At 73.6% G+C, this 18,963-nt stretch carries 11 protein-coding genes; 1 reads left to right on the forward strand and 10 read right to left on the reverse strand.

What is annotated here, in order from left to right; all coding sequences use genetic code 11:
- Positions 1-21: 21 nt before the first annotated feature.
- The 9 genes from ACF08D_RS20710 to ACF08D_RS20750 form a co-directional block, all read right to left on the reverse strand.
- Positions 22-1,227, reverse strand: a complete 1,206-nt coding sequence (locus ACF08D_RS20710) for a DNA polymerase III subunit delta' (RefSeq protein WP_392224210.1) — start codon at positions 1,225-1,227, stop codon at positions 22-24.
- Between the two features lie 149 nt (positions 1,228-1,376).
- Complete coding sequence (tmk, locus tag ACF08D_RS20715; protein WP_392224211.1) at positions 1,377-4,643, reverse strand: dTMP kinase; 3,267 nt, start codon at positions 4,641-4,643, stop codon at positions 1,377-1,379.
- A 232-nt stretch (positions 4,644-4,875) separates the two neighbouring features.
- Positions 4,876-7,722 carry a type I DNA topoisomerase gene (gene topA, locus ACF08D_RS20720; RefSeq protein ID WP_392224212.1) on the reverse strand — a complete coding sequence of 949 codons (2,847 nt, stop codon included), beginning with the start codon at positions 7,720-7,722 and terminating at the stop codon, positions 4,876-4,878.
- 299 nt (positions 7,723-8,021) lie between these two features.
- Complete coding sequence (locus ACF08D_RS20725; protein WP_392224213.1) at positions 8,022-8,219, reverse strand: hypothetical protein; 198 nt, start codon at positions 8,217-8,219, stop codon at positions 8,022-8,024.
- Positions 8,220-8,676: 457 nt separating this feature from the next.
- Complete coding sequence (locus ACF08D_RS20730) at positions 8,677-10,212, reverse strand: methyltransferase (RefSeq protein WP_392224214.1); 1,536 nt, start codon at positions 10,210-10,212, stop codon at positions 8,677-8,679.
- A gap of 106 nt (positions 10,213-10,318) precedes the next feature.
- Positions 10,319-11,014, reverse strand: coding sequence for a small secreted protein (locus ACF08D_RS20735; protein ID WP_392224215.1), 696 nt, complete (start codon positions 11,012-11,014; stop codon positions 10,319-10,321).
- Between the two features lie 303 nt (positions 11,015-11,317).
- Positions 11,318-13,708: a sodium-translocating pyrophosphatase gene (locus ACF08D_RS20740; protein WP_392224216.1), complete on the reverse strand. Its 2,391-nt coding sequence runs from the start codon at positions 13,706-13,708 to the stop codon at positions 11,318-11,320.
- A 400-nt stretch (positions 13,709-14,108) separates the two neighbouring features.
- Positions 14,109-14,567 (reverse strand): ATP-binding protein, encoded by a 459-nt coding sequence (locus ACF08D_RS20745; protein WP_392224217.1) that lies wholly within the window; start codon positions 14,565-14,567, stop codon positions 14,109-14,111.
- Positions 14,568-14,944: 377 nt separating this feature from the next.
- A complete protein-coding gene (locus ACF08D_RS20750; RefSeq protein ID WP_126885862.1) occupies positions 14,945-15,298 on the reverse strand; it encodes an STAS domain-containing protein in 354 nt (117 codons plus the stop codon).
- 79 nt (positions 15,299-15,377) lie between these two features.
- On the opposite strand from ACF08D_RS20750, the gene ACF08D_RS20755 reads away from it, so the two are divergent.
- Positions 15,378-17,957 carry a DEAD/DEAH box helicase gene (locus ACF08D_RS20755; RefSeq protein ID WP_392224218.1) on the forward strand — a complete coding sequence of 860 codons (2,580 nt, stop codon included), beginning with the start codon at positions 15,378-15,380 and terminating at the stop codon, positions 17,955-17,957.
- Positions 17,958-18,555: 598 nt separating this feature from the next.
- On the opposite strand, the gene ACF08D_RS20760 is transcribed toward ACF08D_RS20755, so the two are convergent.
- Positions 18,556-18,897 (reverse strand): Rv3654c family TadE-like protein, encoded by a 342-nt coding sequence (locus ACF08D_RS20760; protein ID WP_392224219.1) that lies wholly within the window; start codon positions 18,895-18,897, stop codon positions 18,556-18,558.
- Positions 18,898-18,963 lie beyond the last annotated feature (66 nt).

Raw genomic sequence — 18,963 nt, forward strand, 5'->3', positions numbered from 1 at the left:
TGTCCGCCATCCCCGTACGGATTACCCCTCGCGGAGCGCCAGGGTCATCGCCTCCACCGCCAGCAGCGGGGCCACATTGCGGTCCAGGGCGTCGCGGCAGGCGAGGATGGCCTCGATCCGCCGCAGGGTCCCCTCCGGGGTGGACTCGCGGGCCGTCCGCTCCAGCGCGTCGCGCACGTCCTCGTTGGCCAGGGCCGTGCCCGCGCCGAGTTGGAGCACGAGGACGTCCCGGTAGAAGCCGGTCAGCTCGCCGAGGGCGAGGTCGAGGCTGTCCCGCTGCGTACGGGTCCGGCGGCGCTTCTGCTTGTCCTCCAGCTCCTTCATCGCGCCCGCGGTACCGCGCGGCATCCGGCCGCCGGGCGCGCCGCCGAGCGCCGCCTTCAGCTCCTCGGTCTCCTTGACGTCGGTGCCCTCGGCGACCTCCTTGGCGTCCTCGGCCGCCGCGTCGATCAGCTCCTGGGCCGCCTTGAGGCAGCCGCCGACGTCCGCCACCCGCAGGGGCACCTTGAGCACCGTGGCCCGCCGGGACCTGGCCCGCTCGTCGGTGGCCAGGCGCCGGGCGTGGTCGATGTGCCCCTGGGTGGCGCGGGCCGCGGCGTACGCCCTGTCCGGCTCGATGCCGTCGCGCCGGATCAGGACATCGGCGACGGCCTCGACCGGCGGCGTACGGAGGGTGAGGTGGCGGCAGCGCGAGCGGATGGTGGGCAGCACGTCCTCGATGGAGGGGGCGCACAGCAGCCACACCGTGCGCGGGGCGGGCTCCTCCACCGCCTTCAGGACGGCGTTGGCCGACTTCTCGTTCAGCCGCTCGGCGTCCTCGACGAGGATCACCTGCCAGCGGCCGTTGGCAGGCGAGGTGAAGGACTTGCGGACGGTGTCCCGCATGTCGTCGACCAGGATCTGGGTGCCCACGGCCGCGATGGACGACACGTCCGCGTGCGTGCCGACCAGGGCCGTGTGGCAGCCGTCGCAGAAGCCGCAGCCCGGCTCCCCGCCGAGCGCCCGGTCGGGGCTGACGCACTGGAGCGCGGCGGCGAACGCGCGGGCGGCGGTGTTCCGCCCGGCGCCGGGCGGGCCGGTGAACAGCCAGGCGTGCGTCATCTTCGAGGCGTCGGGCGGCGCGGTGCCCTCCGCCTCGGCGGTGACCAGCGCGTCCGCGTCACGAGCGGCGGCGCGGAGCTGCTCGCCCACCCGGTCCTGGCCGACCAGGTCGTCCCACACGGGCATGGGTCACCGCCTTCCTCTCGTCGTACGTACTGCTGCTGCCTGCTGCCTGCTGCCTGCTGCCTGCTGCCTGCTGCCTGCTGCTCATTGTGGGGCAGGGGTCCGACAACGGGCCCGTAGCCCCTCGGGGCCGGGGCCCCGGGGCCGGGGGGTCAGCGGCGCCGGCCGCCGCCCCCGCGCCCCCGGTCCTCGTCGTCGTGCGGGCCCAGCAGCTCGTCCGCGAGGGTCGGCAGGTCGTCCAGCGGGGTCTCCTCCGCCCAGTCCGAGCGGCGCCGGGGCCTGCCCTGCTCGTCGAGCTGCGGCAGCTCCCGGGTCCGGTCGGCGCCCGACGCCTGCTCAGGGCCCTGTCCGGCGCCGGACGCACGCCCGGTGCCGGCTGCCCGTCCGGTGCCCGGCGCCCTCCCGGTGCCCTGCGCCCTCCCCGGCTCCTCGTCCCGGAAGAAGCCGGGCGGAACGCGGTCCGCCGGCCCTCCCTCCCGTACCGGAGGAAGCACCGCCGTCTCCTCGGCGGCGGAAGCGGCCGGTCCGGTCTCCCGGACGGGCGGCAGGACCGCGGTCTCCTCGACGTCGGCGACGCCCTCCTCGCGCACCGGGCGCAGCACCGTCGTCTCGTCGTCGGCGCGGGCCGGGCCGGTGCCGGCGGCCTGCGCCTCCGGAACGGACGGGAGCCGGGTCGTCTCCTCGGCGTCCTTGCGCATGTTGACGCGCGGCGCCGGGACCTCCTGGGTCTCCTGGTCGGGGTTGACGACCGGGGTCGGCACCGTGGTCTCCGCCTCCGAGGGGGCCGACACCGCCGCCACGGCCGACTCGGCCGCCGCCCGGGCCGCGGCGGCAGCGGCGGCCTCCTCGGCGAGCCGGCGCGCCTCCTCCGCCCTCAGCAGGGCCTCCTCGGCCTTGCGCTGCTTCTCCAGGCGGCGCTCTTCGGCTTCGGCCCGCAGCCGCTCCTGCTCCTCCTTGAGCCGGCGCAGCCGCTCCTGCTCCTCGCGGCGGGTCTTCTCCTCGGCCTCGCGCCGCCGGCGCTCCTCCTCCGCGAGCCGGCGCGCCTCCTCGGCGCGGCGCCTGGCCTCCTCGGCCTGCCGCTCGGCCTCGCGCTGCCGCGCCTCTTCCTCCTCGCGGCGCCGGCGCTCCTCCTCCTCGGCACGCAGCCGCGCCAGCTGCTCCTGGCGCTCCCGCTCCAAGCGCTCCTCCTCGGCCTTGCGCGCCGCCTCCTCCTCGGCCTTGCGGCGGGCCTCCTCCTCGGCGCGGCGGCGGGCCTCCTCCATGGCCTTCACCTCGGCCTCGGAGAGCGGCAGCATCTGGTCGAGGCGGTGGCGTACGACGGTGGTGACCGCCTCCGGCTCCTGGCCCGCGTCCACCACCAGGTAGCGCGCGGGGTCGGCCGCCGCGAGGGCGAGGAATCCCGACCGTACCCGCCGGTGGAACTCCGCCGGCTCCGACTCCAGCCGGTCCGGCGCCTCCGTGAACCGCTCGCGGGCGGTCTCCGGCGAGACGTCCAGCAGGACCGTGAGGTGCGGTACGAGACCGCTGGTCGCCCAGCGGGAGATCCGGGCGATCTCGGTCGGCGACAGGTCGCGGCCGGCGCCCTGGTAGGCGACGGACGAGTCGATGTACCGGTCGGAGATGACCACCGCGCCGCGCTCCAGGGCGGGGCGGACCAGTGAGTCGACGTGCTCGGCGCGGTCGGCGGCGTACAGCAGCGCCTCCGCGCGGTTGGAGAGCCCGGCGCTGGAGACGTCGAGCAGGATCGAGCGCAGCCGCTTGCCGATGGGCGTCGCGCCCGGCTCGCGCGTGACGACCACTTCGTGGCCCTTGCCGCGGATCCACTCGGCCAGCGCCTCCACCTGCGTGGACTTGCCGGCGCCGTCGCCGCCCTCCAGGGCGATGAAGAAACCGGTCCCCGACGGGGCCTGCTCGGGGTCGGCGCCGCGCAGCGCCTCCCGCAGGTCGCGGCGGAGCGGGACTCCGGAGCGGTCGTCGGTCTTCGCCAGCACCAGCGCCGCCACGGGCAGGAGCAGGGCACCGGTGAGCATCAGTGTGAAGGCGGCGCCGCCGTGGGCGAAGACGAAGTCGCCGTTGGCGAGCCGGTGCGGACCGATGGCCGCGGCGAGCAGCGGGGCGGCGAGCGCGCCCAGCGCGATCGACACGCGTACGACGGCGTGGAGGTGCTCGGTCAGCCGCGGCCGGCGGAACTCCTCGGTCTCCTGGTCGAGCAGCGTGTGCCCGGTGTTGGCGGCGACACCGGCCGCGAAGCCCGCGCCGAGCGCGAGGAACAGCACGGTCGCCGTGTCGGGCACCAGGCCCAGCGCGAGCAGGGCCACCCCGGTCGCGGCGATCGCCAGCGCCAGCAGACGGCGCCGGGACAGGGCGGGCAGCACGGCGGGGGCGCGGCGGATGCCCAGGCCCGTGCCGCCGGTCAGTGCCAGGACGAGCAGCGCGAACGCGACGGGCCCGCCGCCCAGGTCGCGCGCGTGCAGCACGGCGACGGCGGTGGCGGAGGCGATGGCTCCGGCGACGGCCGCGCAGGCGAGCACCAGCAGCGGTATCGCGCCCGTACGCCCCTTGTCGACGCCGCTCCCGGTCGAGGGGCGGCGCAGCCCCTCCAGCGGGGAGCGCGGGCGCGGGGTCTGGCCGTCGGGCAGCTCCAGGAAGTACAGGACGGAGACGGACGCGGCGAACAGCCCGGCCGCCACGTACGACCCGAGGGCCGCCTGGTGGCCGGAGAACCAGTCGATGCCGGTGGCCAGCAGATTGCCGACGAGGGTGGCGACCAGGAGCACGGCGGCGGCGCCGGGGACGGCGGCGAAGCCCGTACGCAGCGACAGCCGGCGCAGCGCGTCCATGTGGTCCGGCAGGGGGCGCACCGAGGCGCCCTCCGGGGGCGGGGCGGGCAGCAGCGCGGGGGCGGCGCCCTCCTTGGCGACGGTCCAGAAGCGCTCGGCGACCCCGGCCAGGAAGACCGTGCCGAGGAGGAACCCGAGGGCCAGGTCGGGGGTCCAGTCGATCCACAGCGGGGCGACCACCAGGAGCGCGACCCGGGCCCCGTCGGCGCCCACCATCGTCCAGCGCCGGTCCAGCGGGCCCTTGGGCCCGGTGAGCGTCGTCAGCGGGCCGAGCAGGACGGCCCCGAACAGCAGCGTGGACAGGATGCGCACCCCGAACACCGCGGCGACCGCGAGGGCCGCGCCGCGGTACCCGCCGCCGAAGGCGTCCTCGACGACCGCCGCCTGGAGCGCCAGCAGGACCAGGACGAACAGGGCGAGGGCGTCACCGACCCCGCCCACCAGCTGCGCGCTCCACAACCGCTTCAGCGGCGGGTTGCGCAACAGGGCCCGGACGGCGCGCTCGCGGGAGTCCGCGGCAAGTGCGGCGTCGGAGTCTGAGGTGGGGCTCAAGACCGTTGGCTGCTCGGCTCGCGTCATCCCCTCAGCCTATCCGGAGGGAATGACACCCAGTCGTCCCCCGCCCGGACCAATGCGCACCGCCCCCTCCGGTACCGGCCGGCGCGGGCGCGGGGCTGGTGGGGAGGGGGCGGTGGACGGCCTACGGCGCGGTCGGGTCGGTGCGTCCGGTACGGGCGGTACGACCCCGGTGCGACCGGTCAGCCGGCGCGACCGGCGCGTCCGGTCAGGCCGGTGACTCCGATGCTTCCGGTCAGTCCTCCGGCGAGGCGGTCTTCCTCGCCGCGGTGCTCTTGGCCGCCGCCTTCTTGGCCGTCGTCGTCTTCTTCGCGGCCGTCGTCTTGGCGGCCGTGGTCTTCTTCGCGGCCGTGGTCTTCTTCGCCGCGGTCTTCTTGGCGGTCGTCTTCTTGGCCGGGGCCTTCTTGGCGGTCTTCTTCGCCGGGCCCTTCGCCCGCTTCTCCGCCAGCAGCTCGTACCCGCGCTCCGGCGTGATCGTCTCCACGCTGTCGCCGGTCCGCAGGGTCGCGTTCGTTTCGCCGTCCGTGACGTACGGCCCGAAGCGCCCGTCCTTGACGACCACCGGACGCTCGCTGACCGGGTCCGTGCCGAGCTCCTTCAGCGGGGGCTTGGCGGCGGCGCGGCCACGCTGCTTGGGCTGGGCGTAGATCGCCAGCGCCTCCTCCAGCGTGATGCCGAAGAGCTGCTCCTCGTTCTCCAGCGAGCGCGAGTCGGTGCCCTTCTTCAGGTACGGGCCGTACCGGCCGTTCTGCGCGGTGATCTCCACGCCTTCGGCGTCGGTGCCGACGACGCGCGGCAGCGACATCAGGCGCAGCGCGTCCTCCAGGGTCACCGTGTCGAGGGACATCGACTTGAAGAGGGAGGCCGTGCGCGGCTTCACCGCGTTCTTGCCGGTCTTCGGGGTGCCCTCGGGGAGGATCTCCGTGACGTACGGGCCGTAGCGGCCGTCCTTGGCGACGATCTGGTGGCCGGTCGCCGGATCCGTACCCAGCTCGAAGTCGCCGCTCGGTTTGGCGAGCAGCTCCTCCGCCAGCTCGACCGTCAGCTCGTCGGGCGCCAGGTCCTCCGGCACGTCGGCGCGCTGGTGGCCCTCGGCGTCCTTCTCGCCCCGCTCGATGTACGGGCCGTAACGCCCGACGCGCAGCACGATGCCGTTGCCGACGGGGAAGGAGGAGATCTCCCGGGCGTCGATCGCGCCCAGGTCGGTGACCAGTTCCTTCAGGCCGCCGAGGTGGTCGCCGTCGCCGTTGCCCGCCTCGGAGGCGGCGCCGGCCGCCTCGCCCTCGCCGAAGTAGAAGCGCTTCAGCCACGGCACCGCCTGCGCCTCGCCGCGCGCGATGCGGTCGAGGTCGTCCTCCATCTTCGCGGTGAAGTCGTAGTCGACGAGCCGGCCGAAGTGCTTCTCCAGCAGGTTGACCACGGCGAAGGAGAGGAAGGACGGGACGAGGGCGGTGCCCTTCTTGAAGACGTAGCCGCGGTCGAGGATCGTGCCGATGATCGACGCGTACGTCGAGGGGCGGCCGATCTCGCGCTCCTCCAGCTCCTTGACCAGCGAGGCCTCGGTGTACCGGGCCGGCGGCTTGGTGGCGTGGCCGTCGGCGGTGATCTCCTCGGCGGTGAGCGCGTCGCCCTCGGAGACCTGCGGCAGCCTGCGCTCGCGGTCGTCGAGCTCGGCGTTGGGGTCGTCGGCGCCCTCGACGTACGCCTTCATGAAGCCGTGGAAGGTGATCGTCTTGCCGGACGCGGTGAACTCGGCGTCCCGGCCGTCGCTCGCCCGGCCGGCGATCCTGACGGTGACGGAGTTGCCGACCGCGTCCTTCATCTGGGAGGCGACGGTCCGCTTCCAGATCAGCTCGTAGAGGCGGAACTGGTCGCCGGTGAGCCCGGTCTCGGCGGGGGTGCGGAAACGATCACCCGAGGGGCGGATCGCCTCGTGCGCCTCCTGCGCGTTCTTGACCTTGCCCGCGTAGACGCGCGGCGCGTCGGGCAGGTAGTCGGCCCCGTACAGCTGCGTGACCTGCGCACGGGCCGCCGCGACGGCCGTGTCGGACAGGATCGTCGAGTCCGTACGCATGTAGGTGATGAAGCCGTTCTCGTACAGCTTCTGCGCGATCTGCATCGTCGCCTTGGCACCGAAGCCGAGCTTGCGGCTGGCCTCCTGCTGGAGGGTGGTGGTGCGGAAGGGCGCGTACGGGGAGCGGCGGTACGGCTTGGACTCGACGGAGCGGACGGCGAACGACGTCTCCGCGAGCGCGGCGGCCAGGGCGCGGGCGTTCGCCTCGTCCAGGTGCAGCACCTGGCCGGAGGACGCCTTCAGCTGCCCGTCCGGGCCGAAGTCGCGGCCCTGGGCGACCCGCCGGCCGTCCACGGTGGCGAGGCGGGCGGCCAGGGTCGACGGGTCGGAGGCGTCACCGGTGCGGCCGGTGGCGAAGGTGCCGGTGAGGTCCCAGTACTCGGCGGAGCGGAAGGCGATGCGCTCGCGCTCCCGCTCGACGACGAGGCGGGTGGCCACGGACTGCACCCGGCCGGCGGACAGCCGGGGCATGACCTTCTTCCACAGGACCGGCGAGACCTCGTAGCCGTAGAGGCGGTCGAGGATGCGGCGGGTCTCCTGGGCGTCGACCATGCGCTTGTTCAGCTCGCGCGGGTTGGCCACGGCGGCGCGGATCGCGTCCTTGGTGATCTCGTGGAAGACCATCCGGTGGACCGGGACCTTGGGCTTGAGGACTTCCAGCAGGTGCCAGGCGATGGCCTCGCCCTCGCGGTCCTCATCGGTGGCGAGGAAAAGTTCGTCGGACTCGGCCAGCTGCTCCTTGAGCTTCCTGACCTGGGCCTTCTTGTCCGCGTTGACGACGTAGATCGGCTGGAAGTCGTGCTCGACATCCACCCCGAGACGCCGTACCTCGCCGGTGTACTTCTCGGGCACCTCGGCGGCGCCGTTGGGGAGGTCGCGGATGTGCCCGACGCTCGCCTCGACGACGTAACCGGGGCCGAGGTAGCCCTTGATCGTCTTCGCCTTGGCAGGCGACTCGACGATGACGAGTCGGCGGCCGCCCTGTGCGGTCTCGCTGGTCGGGGACAACTTCGCTCTTCTCTCCGGTCGACGCTCGGTGGCGCGTGCCGCACGGTGTGGTCGCACCGAGGGCACTCCTTGCGCACTGCTGTGGCGCGGTGCGGTGACGTTGCCGGTCGGCTGTCACCGCTGACGCTGCGGAGTGTGACGGTACAACCCGCCCCCGTGTCAAACGGCGAAAGACCGCAACGGCCACTCGAACGGTAACCCGAGTCCGGGCATTCCTGCCGCCCGGACTCCCCTCTCACTCTCCCGCGGTCCCTGATCCTTTCCCGTCCGTTCCCGGAGCGCGCCGTTCCGCCGTGGCCTCAGAGGCGGCCGAAACACCACACCCCGAGGATGAGGAAGGCCGCTCCCAGCGAGGCCGCGAACGTGATCGCCGCCACGGGGCTGACCCCCAGCGCGACCGGCTGCCGGTGCAGCGCGCGTGTCCCGGTCCACAGCAGCAGCCCCGCGCCGAACAGCGTGAAGGCCGCGCCGGCGAAGATGGCCGGTCCGCTCTCCATGTCCGTACCCCGTTCCCGTTCGCTCGGTGGTCCCCTGATGGCCCCGGGGCCGAGGCTGGCACCTCCGGACGTCGTGGGCGCGAATTGCGGGTGAACGGCACGGGCGACGCGCCGCGCTTTCACCCACGCGGCGCCGGGGGCGGGGGTGGCGTGAGGTGCGTGGGCGGGGTGGGTCGCGTGGGAGACGGTGGGTGCGTGGGCGGCGGGTGGGTGCGTGGGCGGCGTGTGACCCGGCCGGGCGGGGTGGGGTGCGTGGGCGGCGTGTGACCCGGCCGGGCGGGGTGACGCGGCCGGGCTGGGCGGCGACCGGCACTGAGCGGGCCGCCCGGTGCCGACGTACCACCAGCCCCGGCCCCGGCCCCGCCCGCGCCGGGCTCCGGGCCCCAGGCTTCCGGGCCCCAGGCTTCCGGGCCCCAGGCTTCCGGGCTCCGGGCTCCGGGCGGCTCCGGGTTCCGCCTCAGCCGGCCGGCGGCGTCGGCGTCTCGGGGGCCGGTTCCAGGAAGCCCTCCTCCACCAGCAGCCGGATCGCCCGGGGCGTGCGGTCCCGCAGCAGGACCGGGTCCTCGCCCATCAGCTGGGCGATGGCGTCCAGGATCCGGCCCGCCGCCAGCGTGCCGTCGCACACCCCGGCGAAGCCGGCGCCCACGGCGTCCACCCGGGTCGCGCGGCGCATCCCGCGGTTCTGCCGGAGGACCACGTGCTCCGGGTCCTCCGCGCCCGGCAGCCCGACCTGCTCCTGGACCACCTCGGGCGCCAGCACGAAGCGGTCGGCGAGCAGCGCCGCGTCGTCGCGCGTACGCAGGTAGTCCTGCCGCGCGAAGTGCGCCCGTACGGCATCGCCGAGCGGCTGCTCCACCGGGTGCGGCCATTCCTCGATCACGACGGACGGCTCGGCCGCACCGGACTTGCGCAGCGTGATCCAGCCGAAGCCGACCGCCCTGGTCCTGCGCGCCTCGAACTCGTCCAGCCACGCCTCGTACCGCGCCGCGTACGCCTCTCCGCCCGCGTCCAGGTGGTCGCCGGCGTCCCGCAGCCACAGCTCGGCGTACTGCGTGACGTCCTGCACCTCGCGCTGGACGATCCAGGCGTCGCACCCGCGTGGCACCCAGGAGCGCAGCCGCTCCTGCCACTCCTCGCCCTCCACGTGCTGCCAGTTGGCCAGGAAGTGCGCGAACCCCCCGTCGTTGAGGCGCTCGCCCGCCTGCTGGACGAGCGACCGGCACAGGTCGTCCCCGCCCATCCCGCCGTCCCGGTAGGTCAGCCGGGCGCCGGGCGAGATCACGAACGGCGGGTTGGAGACGATGAGGTCGTACGTCTCCGACGCCACCGGCTCGAACAGCGAACCCGCCCGCAGGTCCGCCGCCGGCGCGCCGGACAGCGCGAGCGTGAGCCGGGCGAACTCCAGCGCCCTGGGATTGAGATCCGTCGCCGTGACGCGCGTGGCGTGCTGCGCGGCGTGCAGCGCCTGGATGCCGGACCCGGTGCCGAGGTCCAGGGCGGACCCGACGGGCGTGCGCACCGTGATCCCGGCGAGCGTGGTGGAGGCCCCGCCGACGCCGAGGACCACGCCCTCGCCCCGGCCGCTCGCCCCGCCCGCGCCGCCCACGGCGCAGCCCAGGTCGGAGACGATGAACCAGTCCTGGCCCTCGGGCCCGCCGTACGGCCGTACGTCCACGGTGGCGCGGACCTCGTCGCCGTCCCGCACGGCCCAGCCGTCGGCGAGGGCCTCGTCCAGCGGCAGCACGGCGCGGGCCCGGTCGTACGCCACGGGCCGCTGGAGGAGGAAGAGGCGGACGAGCGTGGCGAGCGGGCCGTCCGCGCGGGTGGCGCGCAGGGCGGGGACGGTCTCGCTGCGGGCGAGCGCGGCATACGCGGGCGCGCCGAGCAGTTCGAGCAGCCCGTCGGCGGTGAAGTCGGCCGCGAGCAGGGCGTCGCGGAGGCGGTCGGCGCGGTCGGGCACCGGGAGGCTGGCGGTCTGACTGGTCGTACTCACCTGCCCATTGTGACCGCCGCCACTGACAATCGGCGCACGGCCCGGCCCCCGGCTCCCGGGAAGCGGGATCGGGAGGGGCGCGGGCCGCGCGCGGTCTGCCGGGCTGCTACTCGGCGTCCCCGCCCGCGGAGGCGGACGCGGATGCCTTGGCGGGCGCCGACGCCTTGGCGGGCGCGGAGGCCGACGCCGCGGCGGAGGCGGAGGCGGAAGTGGAAGCGTCGGGGCCGGGCTTGGCGGGCGGGACCGACGCCTCGGCCCTGCGGCAGCCGGGCTGCTTGGCCATGGCCTGGCCGAGCTGGCCGGCCTGGAGCTTGGCCAGGGCGTCCTGGTCCATCTGCTCGATCTTCTTCAGCCCGTCCGCGACGGTCTGGAGTCCCTCGGCGAACTTCTGCTGGTTCTTGGGGTCGAGCGCGTCGACCTGCTTCTTGAGGCCGACGTAGGCGGTGGCCGTGGCGTTGAGTTCCTTGACGGCGTCCTGCTGGAGCTTCTCGCCGTTCTCGACGGGCGGTACGCCGGCGTCCTGCACCGCCTTGGCGAGCGCCTTGTCCGCGTCCGCGATGTCCTGGAAGGCCTTGGAGTCGGCGGCCTGGATGTCGGCCGGCTTGCCGTCCGCGGCCGTCGAGATGATCGTCTGCTGCGCGTTGGCCCGCTTCTGGATCTGCGGCTGCGCCTGGTCGCAGACGCTCTTGGCCCAGGCATCCACCTTGTTGCCGCCGTCGCCGCCCTCGTCGTCGCTGCAGCCCGACAGTGCGAGCATCAGTACCGCACCGCCGGACAGTGCGGCCGCAAGCTTCTTGTTCACCGGTTTGGTCCCTTCCGAGGCTCTCGGCCCCGGAACATACACGCCAAGTGAGGGACTTTCGCGGCCCCTAAGACCGTTTTGTACGCCTTTATAACCATTTGTAGCAAGAGAGAATCGAGAGAGAAGGCTCACCGTCGGCGCTCCCGCCCGAGGGCGTCCGAGCGGCAGGAAGAGAGCGGAAGAAGGCGGAAGAGAGCGGGGTGAGCGGAAGGAAGCGGAAGGAAGCGGAAGAGCGGACGGAACGTCACCGCGTCCCGTCCGCCTCCCTCCTGAGCGAGTGTTACAGCGGTGCACGGGGGGGAGTTACAGGGTCGCCGCCTTGCTCGCGACCCGCCCCGCCTTGTTGTCGTCCTCGTCACCCATGGCGACCGTACGCCGCTTGGAGACGTACACCGCGCCGATGATCACGAGGATCGCGAGCGTCGCCACCACCGCCCGTACGCCGGGGCTGGCGTCGTCGCCGTAGCTGAACTGCACCACCGCCGGAGCGATCAGCAGCGCCACCAGGTTCATCACCTTCAGCAGCGGGTTGATCGCCGGGCCGGCCGTGTCCTTGAAGGGGTCGCCGACCGTGTCGCCGATGACGGTCGCGGCGTGCGCCTCGCTGCCCTTGCCGCCGTGGTGGCCGTCCTCGACCAGCTTCTTGGCGTTGTCCCAGGCACCCCCGGAGTTGGCGAGGAAGACGGCCATCAGGGTGCCGGTGCCGATCGCGCCGGCGAGGTACGCGCCGAGGGCGCCGACCCCGAAGGTGAAGCCGACGGCGATCGGAGCCAGCACCGCGAGCAGGCCGGGGGTGGCCAGTTCGCGCAGCGCGTCCTTGGTGCAGATGTCGACGACCCGCCCGTACTCCGGTTTCTCGGAGTAGTCCATGATCCCGGGGTGCTCGCGGAACTGCCGGCGCACCTCGTACACCACCGCACCGGCCGACCGCGACACCGCGTTGATCGCCAGTCCGGAGAAGAGGAACACGACGGCGGCGCCGAGCACCAGGCCCACGAGGTTGTTGGGCTGGGAGATGTCCATGGTCAGGTTCATCTCGGTCGCCCTGGCCCCGACGTCGCGCACCGCCGTGGCGATGGCGTCGCGGTACGAGCCGAAGAGCGCCGCCGCCGCCAGTACGGCCGTGGCGATGGCGATGCCCTTGGTGATGGCCTTGGTGGTGTTGCCGACGGCGTCGAGGTCGGTGAGGACCTGCGCGCCCTCGCCCTCGACGTCGCCGGACATCTCGGCGATGCCCTGGGCGTTGTCGGAGACGGGGCCGAAGGTGTCCATGGCGACGATGACACCGACGGTGGTGAGCAGTCCGGTGCCAGCCAGGGCCACGGCGAACAGCGCCAGCGTGATCGACGCGCCGCCCAGCAGGAACGCCCCGTACACCGAGAGCCCGATCAGCAGCGCGGTGTAGACGGCCGACTCCAGACCGATGGAGATGCCCGCCAGCACGACGGTGGCGGGCCCGGTCAGCGAGGACTTGCCGATGTCCCTGACGGGACGGCGGCTGGTCTCGGTGAAGTAGCCGGTGAGCTGCTGGATCAGCGCCGCGAGGACGATGCCGATGCCGACCGCCACCAGCGCCAGCACGCGCGGGTCGCCGTCGTGCGCGCTGATCGCGGACTCGGTGACGCCGTCGAGGGCGGCGTACGAGGAGGGGAGGTACGTGAAGACGGCGACGGCGACCAGGGCGAGCGAGATCACCGCCGAGATGAAGAAGCCCCGGTTGATCGCGGCCATCCCACTGCGGTCGGCGCGCCGCGGGGCGACCGCGAAGATTCCGATCATCGCGGTGACCACGCCGATCGCCGGCACGATCAGGGGGAAGGCCAGGCCGAGGTCTCCGAAGGCCGCCTTGCCGAGGATCAGCGCGGCGACCAGCGTCACGGCGTACGACTCGAAGAGGTCGGCGGCCATGCCGGCGCAGTCACCGACGTTGTCCCCGACGTTGTCGGCGATGGTGGCGGCGTTGCGCGGGTCGTCCTCGGGGATGCCCTGCTCCACCTTGCCGACGAGGTCGGCGCCGACGTCCGCGGCCTTGGTGAAGATGCCGCCGCCGACTCGCATGAACATCGCGATGAGCGCGGCGCCGAGGCCGAAGCCCTCCAGCACCTTGGGGGCGTCGGCGGCGTACACGAGCACCACACAGGACGCGCCGAGCAGGCCGAGGCCGACCGTGAACATGCCGACAACGCCGCCCGTGCGGAAAGCGATCTTCATCGCCTTGTGGGAGACGGACGTCAGGTCTTTCTTGGGTTCTCCGGGCCCCGGAGTCGCCTCGCGCGCCGCCGCCGCGACCCGCACATTGGCGCGTACGGCGAGCCGCATGCCGATGTAACCGGTGATCGCCGAGAAAAGGGCGCCCACCAGGAAGAAGACTGATCGTCCGGCGCGCTGCGACCAGTTGTCCGCGGGCAGCAGCAGAAGCAGGAAGAACACCACGACCGCGAAGATTCCCAGCGTCCGCAGCTGGCGGGCCAGATAGGCGTTCGCGCCTTCCTGAACGGCCGCCGCGATCTTCTGCATGGCGGTGGTGCCTTCGCCCGCCGCCAGTACCTGTCGTACCAGGAGCTGCGCGACGATCAGGGCGGCCACCGCGACCACCGCGATCACCGCGATGATGATCCGGTTGTCATCGGTGAGTACCGCGGCCGCGAGAGAAGTCGGGTGGTCGGACACGTGTGTACTGAAGAGCCCCGCCATTCGTCCTCCTTGACGTCAGAAGAGCTCAAGACGTGGACGGATTGTAGGGAGCAGAACCTGATCAAAACAGAGCGCCGTAGAACAGAATTGACCTTCGCTTGCCGGTCGGCAAATGCAGGATGCACGAAATCCACTCGAAAGCAGTAATGACTTTAACCCATTGACGACCGGCGGGACGATCTAGGAAAAAGAAAAAGACCCTGCTCAGCAGGGTCTTCGATTTCGCTCGCGCGGTGGTCCGGACCGGGCGGGGAGACCGACCAGGGCAGTGATCAGGACACGGACCGGGCCTGGGCCAAGAGGGGCGTCGGGACGGGACGGTCCGGACCGGGCCGGGAGGGATCTGGGGCGGGGAAGGTGCCGGGGGACCGGGGACGAGGGACGGGTCGGGACCGGGGGATCAGGACACCACGGCCGGGGGATTCGCCGGCCAGGTCATCCTGATGACGCCGCCGGCCTCCCCGGCCGACACCTCGACGTCGTCCACCAGACCGGTGATCACGGCGAGCCCCATCTCGTCCTGGCCCTCGGCGTCGTCGAACTCCTCCGCCGGTGCGGCGCTGCGGCTGCCCGGGACCCCGGCGGCGTCGGCCGCCGCCACACCGGCTCCGGGGACCTCGTCCCCGACCTCGATGGAGAAGGTCTTCTCCTCCTCCGTCAGCACCACCCGGATCGGCGAGATCACGTCGTTGCTGCGGTGGAGACCGACGGCTCGGGAGCACGCCTCGCCGACGGCGAGCCGGACCTCGTCGAGCACGGCGTCGTCGACCCCGGCCCGGCGCGCCACGGCGGCCGCCACCAGACGGGCGGTCCTGACGTGCTCCGGCTGGGCGCTGAAGCGGAGTTCAACGGTGGCCATACGGTCCCCCTCGACGTGCGAGCGTGCCTCTCAAAGGGCCGGGCTGGACGCCCGGCACCCTGCTCTTCGTTCCGAACCCGTGCCCGTCCGGCCCGGTTCGCTGCCGCCGGCCCGGCCCCTTGCCGCCGGGCCGACTCGGACCGGCTCGGACCGGACCTGGTCCGACACTTGGCGGCACACCGGCCGGTGCGCCCGGCCCGGCGGTCGTCCGCCCGGTTCCAGCGTTGGCCCGGCCGGGCCAACGGTGGTTTGGCTGTACGGGCACACGGGCGTACGGCCGGACCGGCCCGCCGACCCGGCCGGCGTGGACCGGTTCGGGAGCGAACCGGCCCGAGCCCACTGGGCCGAACGGGCGACCAGCCGTGCCGCGAACCGGGTCAGTCGGTGGCCGCGACGGCCTCGTCCACCGTGGTGTGGATCGGGAACACCTTGGTCAGACCGGTGATCCGGAAAATCTTGAGAATGCGCTCCTGGTTGCAGACCAGGCGCAGCGATCCCTCGTGCGCGCGGACGCGCTTCAGGCCACCCACCAGCACGCCGAGGCCGGTCGAGTCGAGGAAGTCCACGCCCTCCATGTCGACAACCAGGTGGTAGCTGCCGTCATTCACCAACTCGACCAACTGCTCGCGCAGCTTGGGCGCGGTATACACATCAATCTCGCCACCGACCTCGACGACCGTACGGTCGCCGCTCGGGCCGGACACATTGCGAGTCGACAGGGACAGGTCCACGGATCCTCCAGCACCTTGCTATCGAGCGGTCGCCCCTCGGATTCTCCGGACGGAGCCAGGGGACGGATCGCCAGCCGCGATGGCATTCAATCACTTACCAGCAGCCATGCACGACGCCTTGGGAGCATTGTCCGTCACGCCGGTGACACACTCGGTGCCGATGGCCATGAATCACCGCCCCAGTCGACCGCCCGAGAGCGGGGACACCCGCCCCTCCCCCGGTGCGGTCCTCGACCGTCTCGCCACAGGGGCGAACCGGGCTGCGCGCATCACTCATACGGAGCACCTGCCCCCGAGAGCGGGTCGGCATGCCGTCTGGCCCGATCGCATCCGCCCGGAAGTGATCAACGCCATCCGAACGGCGGGCATCGAACACCCCTGGGCCCACCAGGCGGCCGCCGCCGAGCACGCCCTGGACGGCGATTCGGTCGTCATCGCCACCGGAACCGCGTCCGGCAAGTCCCTCGCCTACCTGGCCCCCGTCCTGTCCACCCTGCTGGACGGCGCCGAGGCCGCCAACGGACGCGGCGCGACCGCCCTCTATCTCTCCCCCACCAAGGCCCTCGCCGCCGACCAGTGCCGCTCGGTCAAGGGCCTCGCCGCCCCGCTGGGCAACCGGATCCGGCCGGCCGTGTACGACGGGGACACCCCTTTCGAGGAACGCGAGTGGGTCCGCCAGTACGCCACCTACGTCCTCACCAACCCCGACATGCTCCACCGGGGCATACTCCCGTCCCACCCCCGCTGGTCCTCCTTCCTGCGCGCCCTGCGCTACGTGGTCATCGACGAGTGCCACACCTACCGGGGCGTCTTCGGCTCGCACGTCGCCCAGGTGCTGCGCCGGCTGCGCCGCGTCTGCGCCCGCTACGGCTCCTCGCCCGTCTTCCTCCTCGCCTCCGCCACCTCCGCCCAGCCGGCCGTCGCCGCCGGGCGACTCACCGGCCTCCCGGTGCGCGAGGTCGCCGACGACGCCTCCCCGCGCGGGGAGCTGGTCTTCGCCCTCTGGGAACCGCCGCTCACCGAACTCCAGGGCGAACAGGGCGCTCCCGTACGCCGCACCGCCACCGCCGAGACCGCCGACCTGCTGACCGATCTGACCGTCCAGGGCGTCCGCTCGGTCGCCTTCGTACGCTCCCGGCGCGGCGCGGAACTGATCTCGGTCATCGCCAAGGAACGCCTCGCCGAGGTCGACCGCTCGCTGCCGCCCCGCGTCGCCGCCTACCGGGGCGGTTACCTGCCCGAGGAGCGGCGGGCCCTGGAGCGGGCCCTGCACTCGGGCGAGCTGCTCGGGCTGGCCGCGACGACCGCCTTGGAGCTGGGCATCGACGTGTCCGGCCTGGACGCCGTCGTCATCGCCGGCTACCCCGGCACCCGGGCCTCGCTGTGGCAGCAGGCCGGGCGCGCCGGACGATCCGGGCAGGGCGCCCTCGCCGTGCTCGTGGCCCGCGACGACCCGCTGGACACCTTCCTCGTCCACCACCCGGAGGCCCTCTTCCACCGGCCGGTGGAGTCGACCGTCCTCGACCCCGACAACCCCTACGTCCTCGCGCCCCACCTCTGCGCCGCGGCGGCGGAGCACCCGCTCACCGAATCCGATCTCGCGCTGTTCGGGCCGGCCGCCGCCGACCTGCTGCCCCAGCTGGAGGGAGCCGGGCTGCTGCGGCGCCGCGCGTCCGGCTGGTACTGGACCCGCCGCGAACGGGCCGCCGACCTCACCGACATCCGCGGCGAGGGCGGCAGCCCCGTCCGGATCGTCGAGGCGGGTACCGGCCGGCTGCTCGGCACCGTCGACGAGTCCGCCGCGCACGCCGCCGTCCACGAGGGCGCCGTCCACCTCCACATGGGCCGTACCTACCTCGTCCGGGAACTCGACCTCAAGGACTCGGTCGCCCTGGTCGAGGAGGCCAACCCGCCGTACTCCACGACCGCCCGCGACACCACCGCCATCTCCGTCCTGGAGACCGACACCGAGGTGCCGTGGGGCGACGGACGCCTCTGCTACGGCTCCGTCGAGGTCACCAACCAGGTCGTCTCCTTCCTCCGCCGCCGTCTGATCACCGGCGAGGTGCTCGGCGAGACCAAGCTCGACCTGCCACCCCGCACCCTGCGCACCCGCGCCGTGTGGTGGACCGTCACCGAGGACCAGCTGGACGCCGCCCGGGTGAACCCGGAGCAGCTGGGCGGCGCCCTGCACGCCGCCGAGCACGCCTCCATCGGCCTGCTGCCGCTCTTCGCCACCTGCGACCGCTGGGACATCGGGGGCGTGTCCGTCCCGCTCCACCCGGACACCCTGCTTCCCACGGTCTTCGTGTACGACGGCCACCCCGGCGGCGCGGGCTTCGCCGAACGGGCCTTCCACACCGCCCGCGAGTGGCTCACCGCGACACGGGACGCCATCGCCTCCTGCGAGTGCGACGCCGGCTGCCCCTCCTGCATCCAGTCACCGAAGTGCGGCAACGGCAACGACCCCTTGCACAAGCGCGGCGCCGTCCGCCTCCTCACGGAACTGCTCCGAGGAGCCCCGGAGCCCCCCGCGCAGGACCCGCCGGTTGAACCGTCGGTCCAGGACCGGCCCGCTCCGGAGGACCCGGCGGAGGACGGTGGGGCGGAAGCCGGTGGGACGGACGTTGGTGGGGCGGAGGCCGGTGGGGCGGGCTGAGGGCGAGCGTGCGGGGTCCGGCGGCGCGGTAGCCGGTGGGCGGCGGTCGAGCGGGCTGAGGGCGACCCTGCGGGATCTGGCGGCACGGTAACCGGTCGGACGAAGTGAGGGCGGCCCGGGCGGGGTCGGCGGCGCGGTGGCCGGTGTGCGGCGGTCGGTGCGGGCGGGGGCGGTGAGTCGAGTCACGACCTGCGCGCGGCGGCGGCTGGTCGGGCGGAGGCAGCAGGCCGAGCAACGGCCGGTGCGACGGCGGGGGCAGTAGGCCGGATGGGAGCCTGGCGGCGCCGACCGGGTCTCGGACGGCGCACCGCTGGAAGCCCCTCCAGGGGCTGCCGGGGTGGCTCGGTCCCGGTGGGCCGCCGCCGTACCGGCAGCCGTGGAGGGACAGCCCGGCGCCGGCCCGGTCCGGGGCGACCGGCCGCCGGCGGGCGGCCCGCGCAGCGTGTCGGCCCTCAGGCGGGCGGGCCCCCGGCAGGGTCGGCGCCGCACGGTCAGCCGGAGTGAGCGGCTCAACAGAGGCGGTCCGCCGTGGGCGAGCCCGACAGGGACAGCCCAGGAGCAGCAAGTCCCCGAACCGGCGCCCCCGCCGGGTCAGTCGTCAGTCGGGCGACAGCTCCCCAGTGATTGGAGGGGCAGCCCGGGGCGGGGCGCCCTCCGGCGGGCCCGCTCTCGCCGTGACCGTCGGCGCGTACGGCCCGAACCGGGCCCGTGCCGTCACGTCCGCGATCTCTCCTCGTACGCTGCAGCTCACCACCTCCGCGGCCTGCACCCTGGCCACTCGGGTGGCCGTCCGGCACGCGTCCTCCGCGCCCCACAGCACCCGGTCCGCCGCCGCGAGGGCGGCCAGGTCGGCCGCGCCGCCCGCCTTGTGCCGGGCGGCGACCGCCTGGCCCAGGGCGAGGATCGCCGCGAAGACCGCGCACATCACGGTGGCCGCCATCGCCACCCATACCGTCGCCGACCCCCGGTCCGCCCGAGCCCGCGTTCTGGACGGGGGAGCCGCCCG

This window comes from Streptomyces sp. NPDC015131, assembly GCF_043079975.1.
Classification (GTDB): domain Bacteria; phylum Actinomycetota; class Actinomycetes; order Streptomycetales; family Streptomycetaceae; genus Streptomyces.

What these genes read in the sequence shown, in the direction of transcription:
- ACF08D_RS20710 (WP_392224210.1), bottom strand. Translation starts at nt 1,227, where the DNA reads ATGCCCGTGTGGGACGACCTGGTCGGCCAGGACCGGGTGGGCGAGCAG.
- tmk (WP_392224211.1), bottom strand. Translation starts at nt 4,643, where the DNA reads ATGACGCGAGCCGAGCAGCCAACGGTCTTGAGCCCCACCTCAGACTCC.
- ACF08D_RS20725 (WP_392224213.1), bottom strand. Translation starts at nt 8,219, where the DNA reads ATGGAGAGCGGACCGGCCATCTTCGCCGGCGCGGCCTTCACGCTGTTC.
- ACF08D_RS20740 (WP_392224216.1), bottom strand. Translation starts at nt 13,708, where the DNA reads ATGGCGGGGCTCTTCAGTACACACGTGTCCGACCACCCGACTTCTCTC.
- ACF08D_RS20745 (WP_392224217.1), bottom strand. Translation starts at nt 14,567, where the DNA reads ATGGCCACCGTTGAACTCCGCTTCAGCGCCCAGCCGGAGCACGTCAGG.
- ACF08D_RS20755 (WP_392224218.1), top strand. Translation starts at nt 15,378, where the DNA reads ATGGCATTCAATCACTTACCAGCAGCCATGCACGACGCCTTGGGAGCA.
- ACF08D_RS20760 (WP_392224219.1), bottom strand. Translation starts at nt 18,897, where the DNA reads ATGGCGGCCACCGTGATGTGCGCGGTCTTCGCGGCGATCCTCGCCCTG.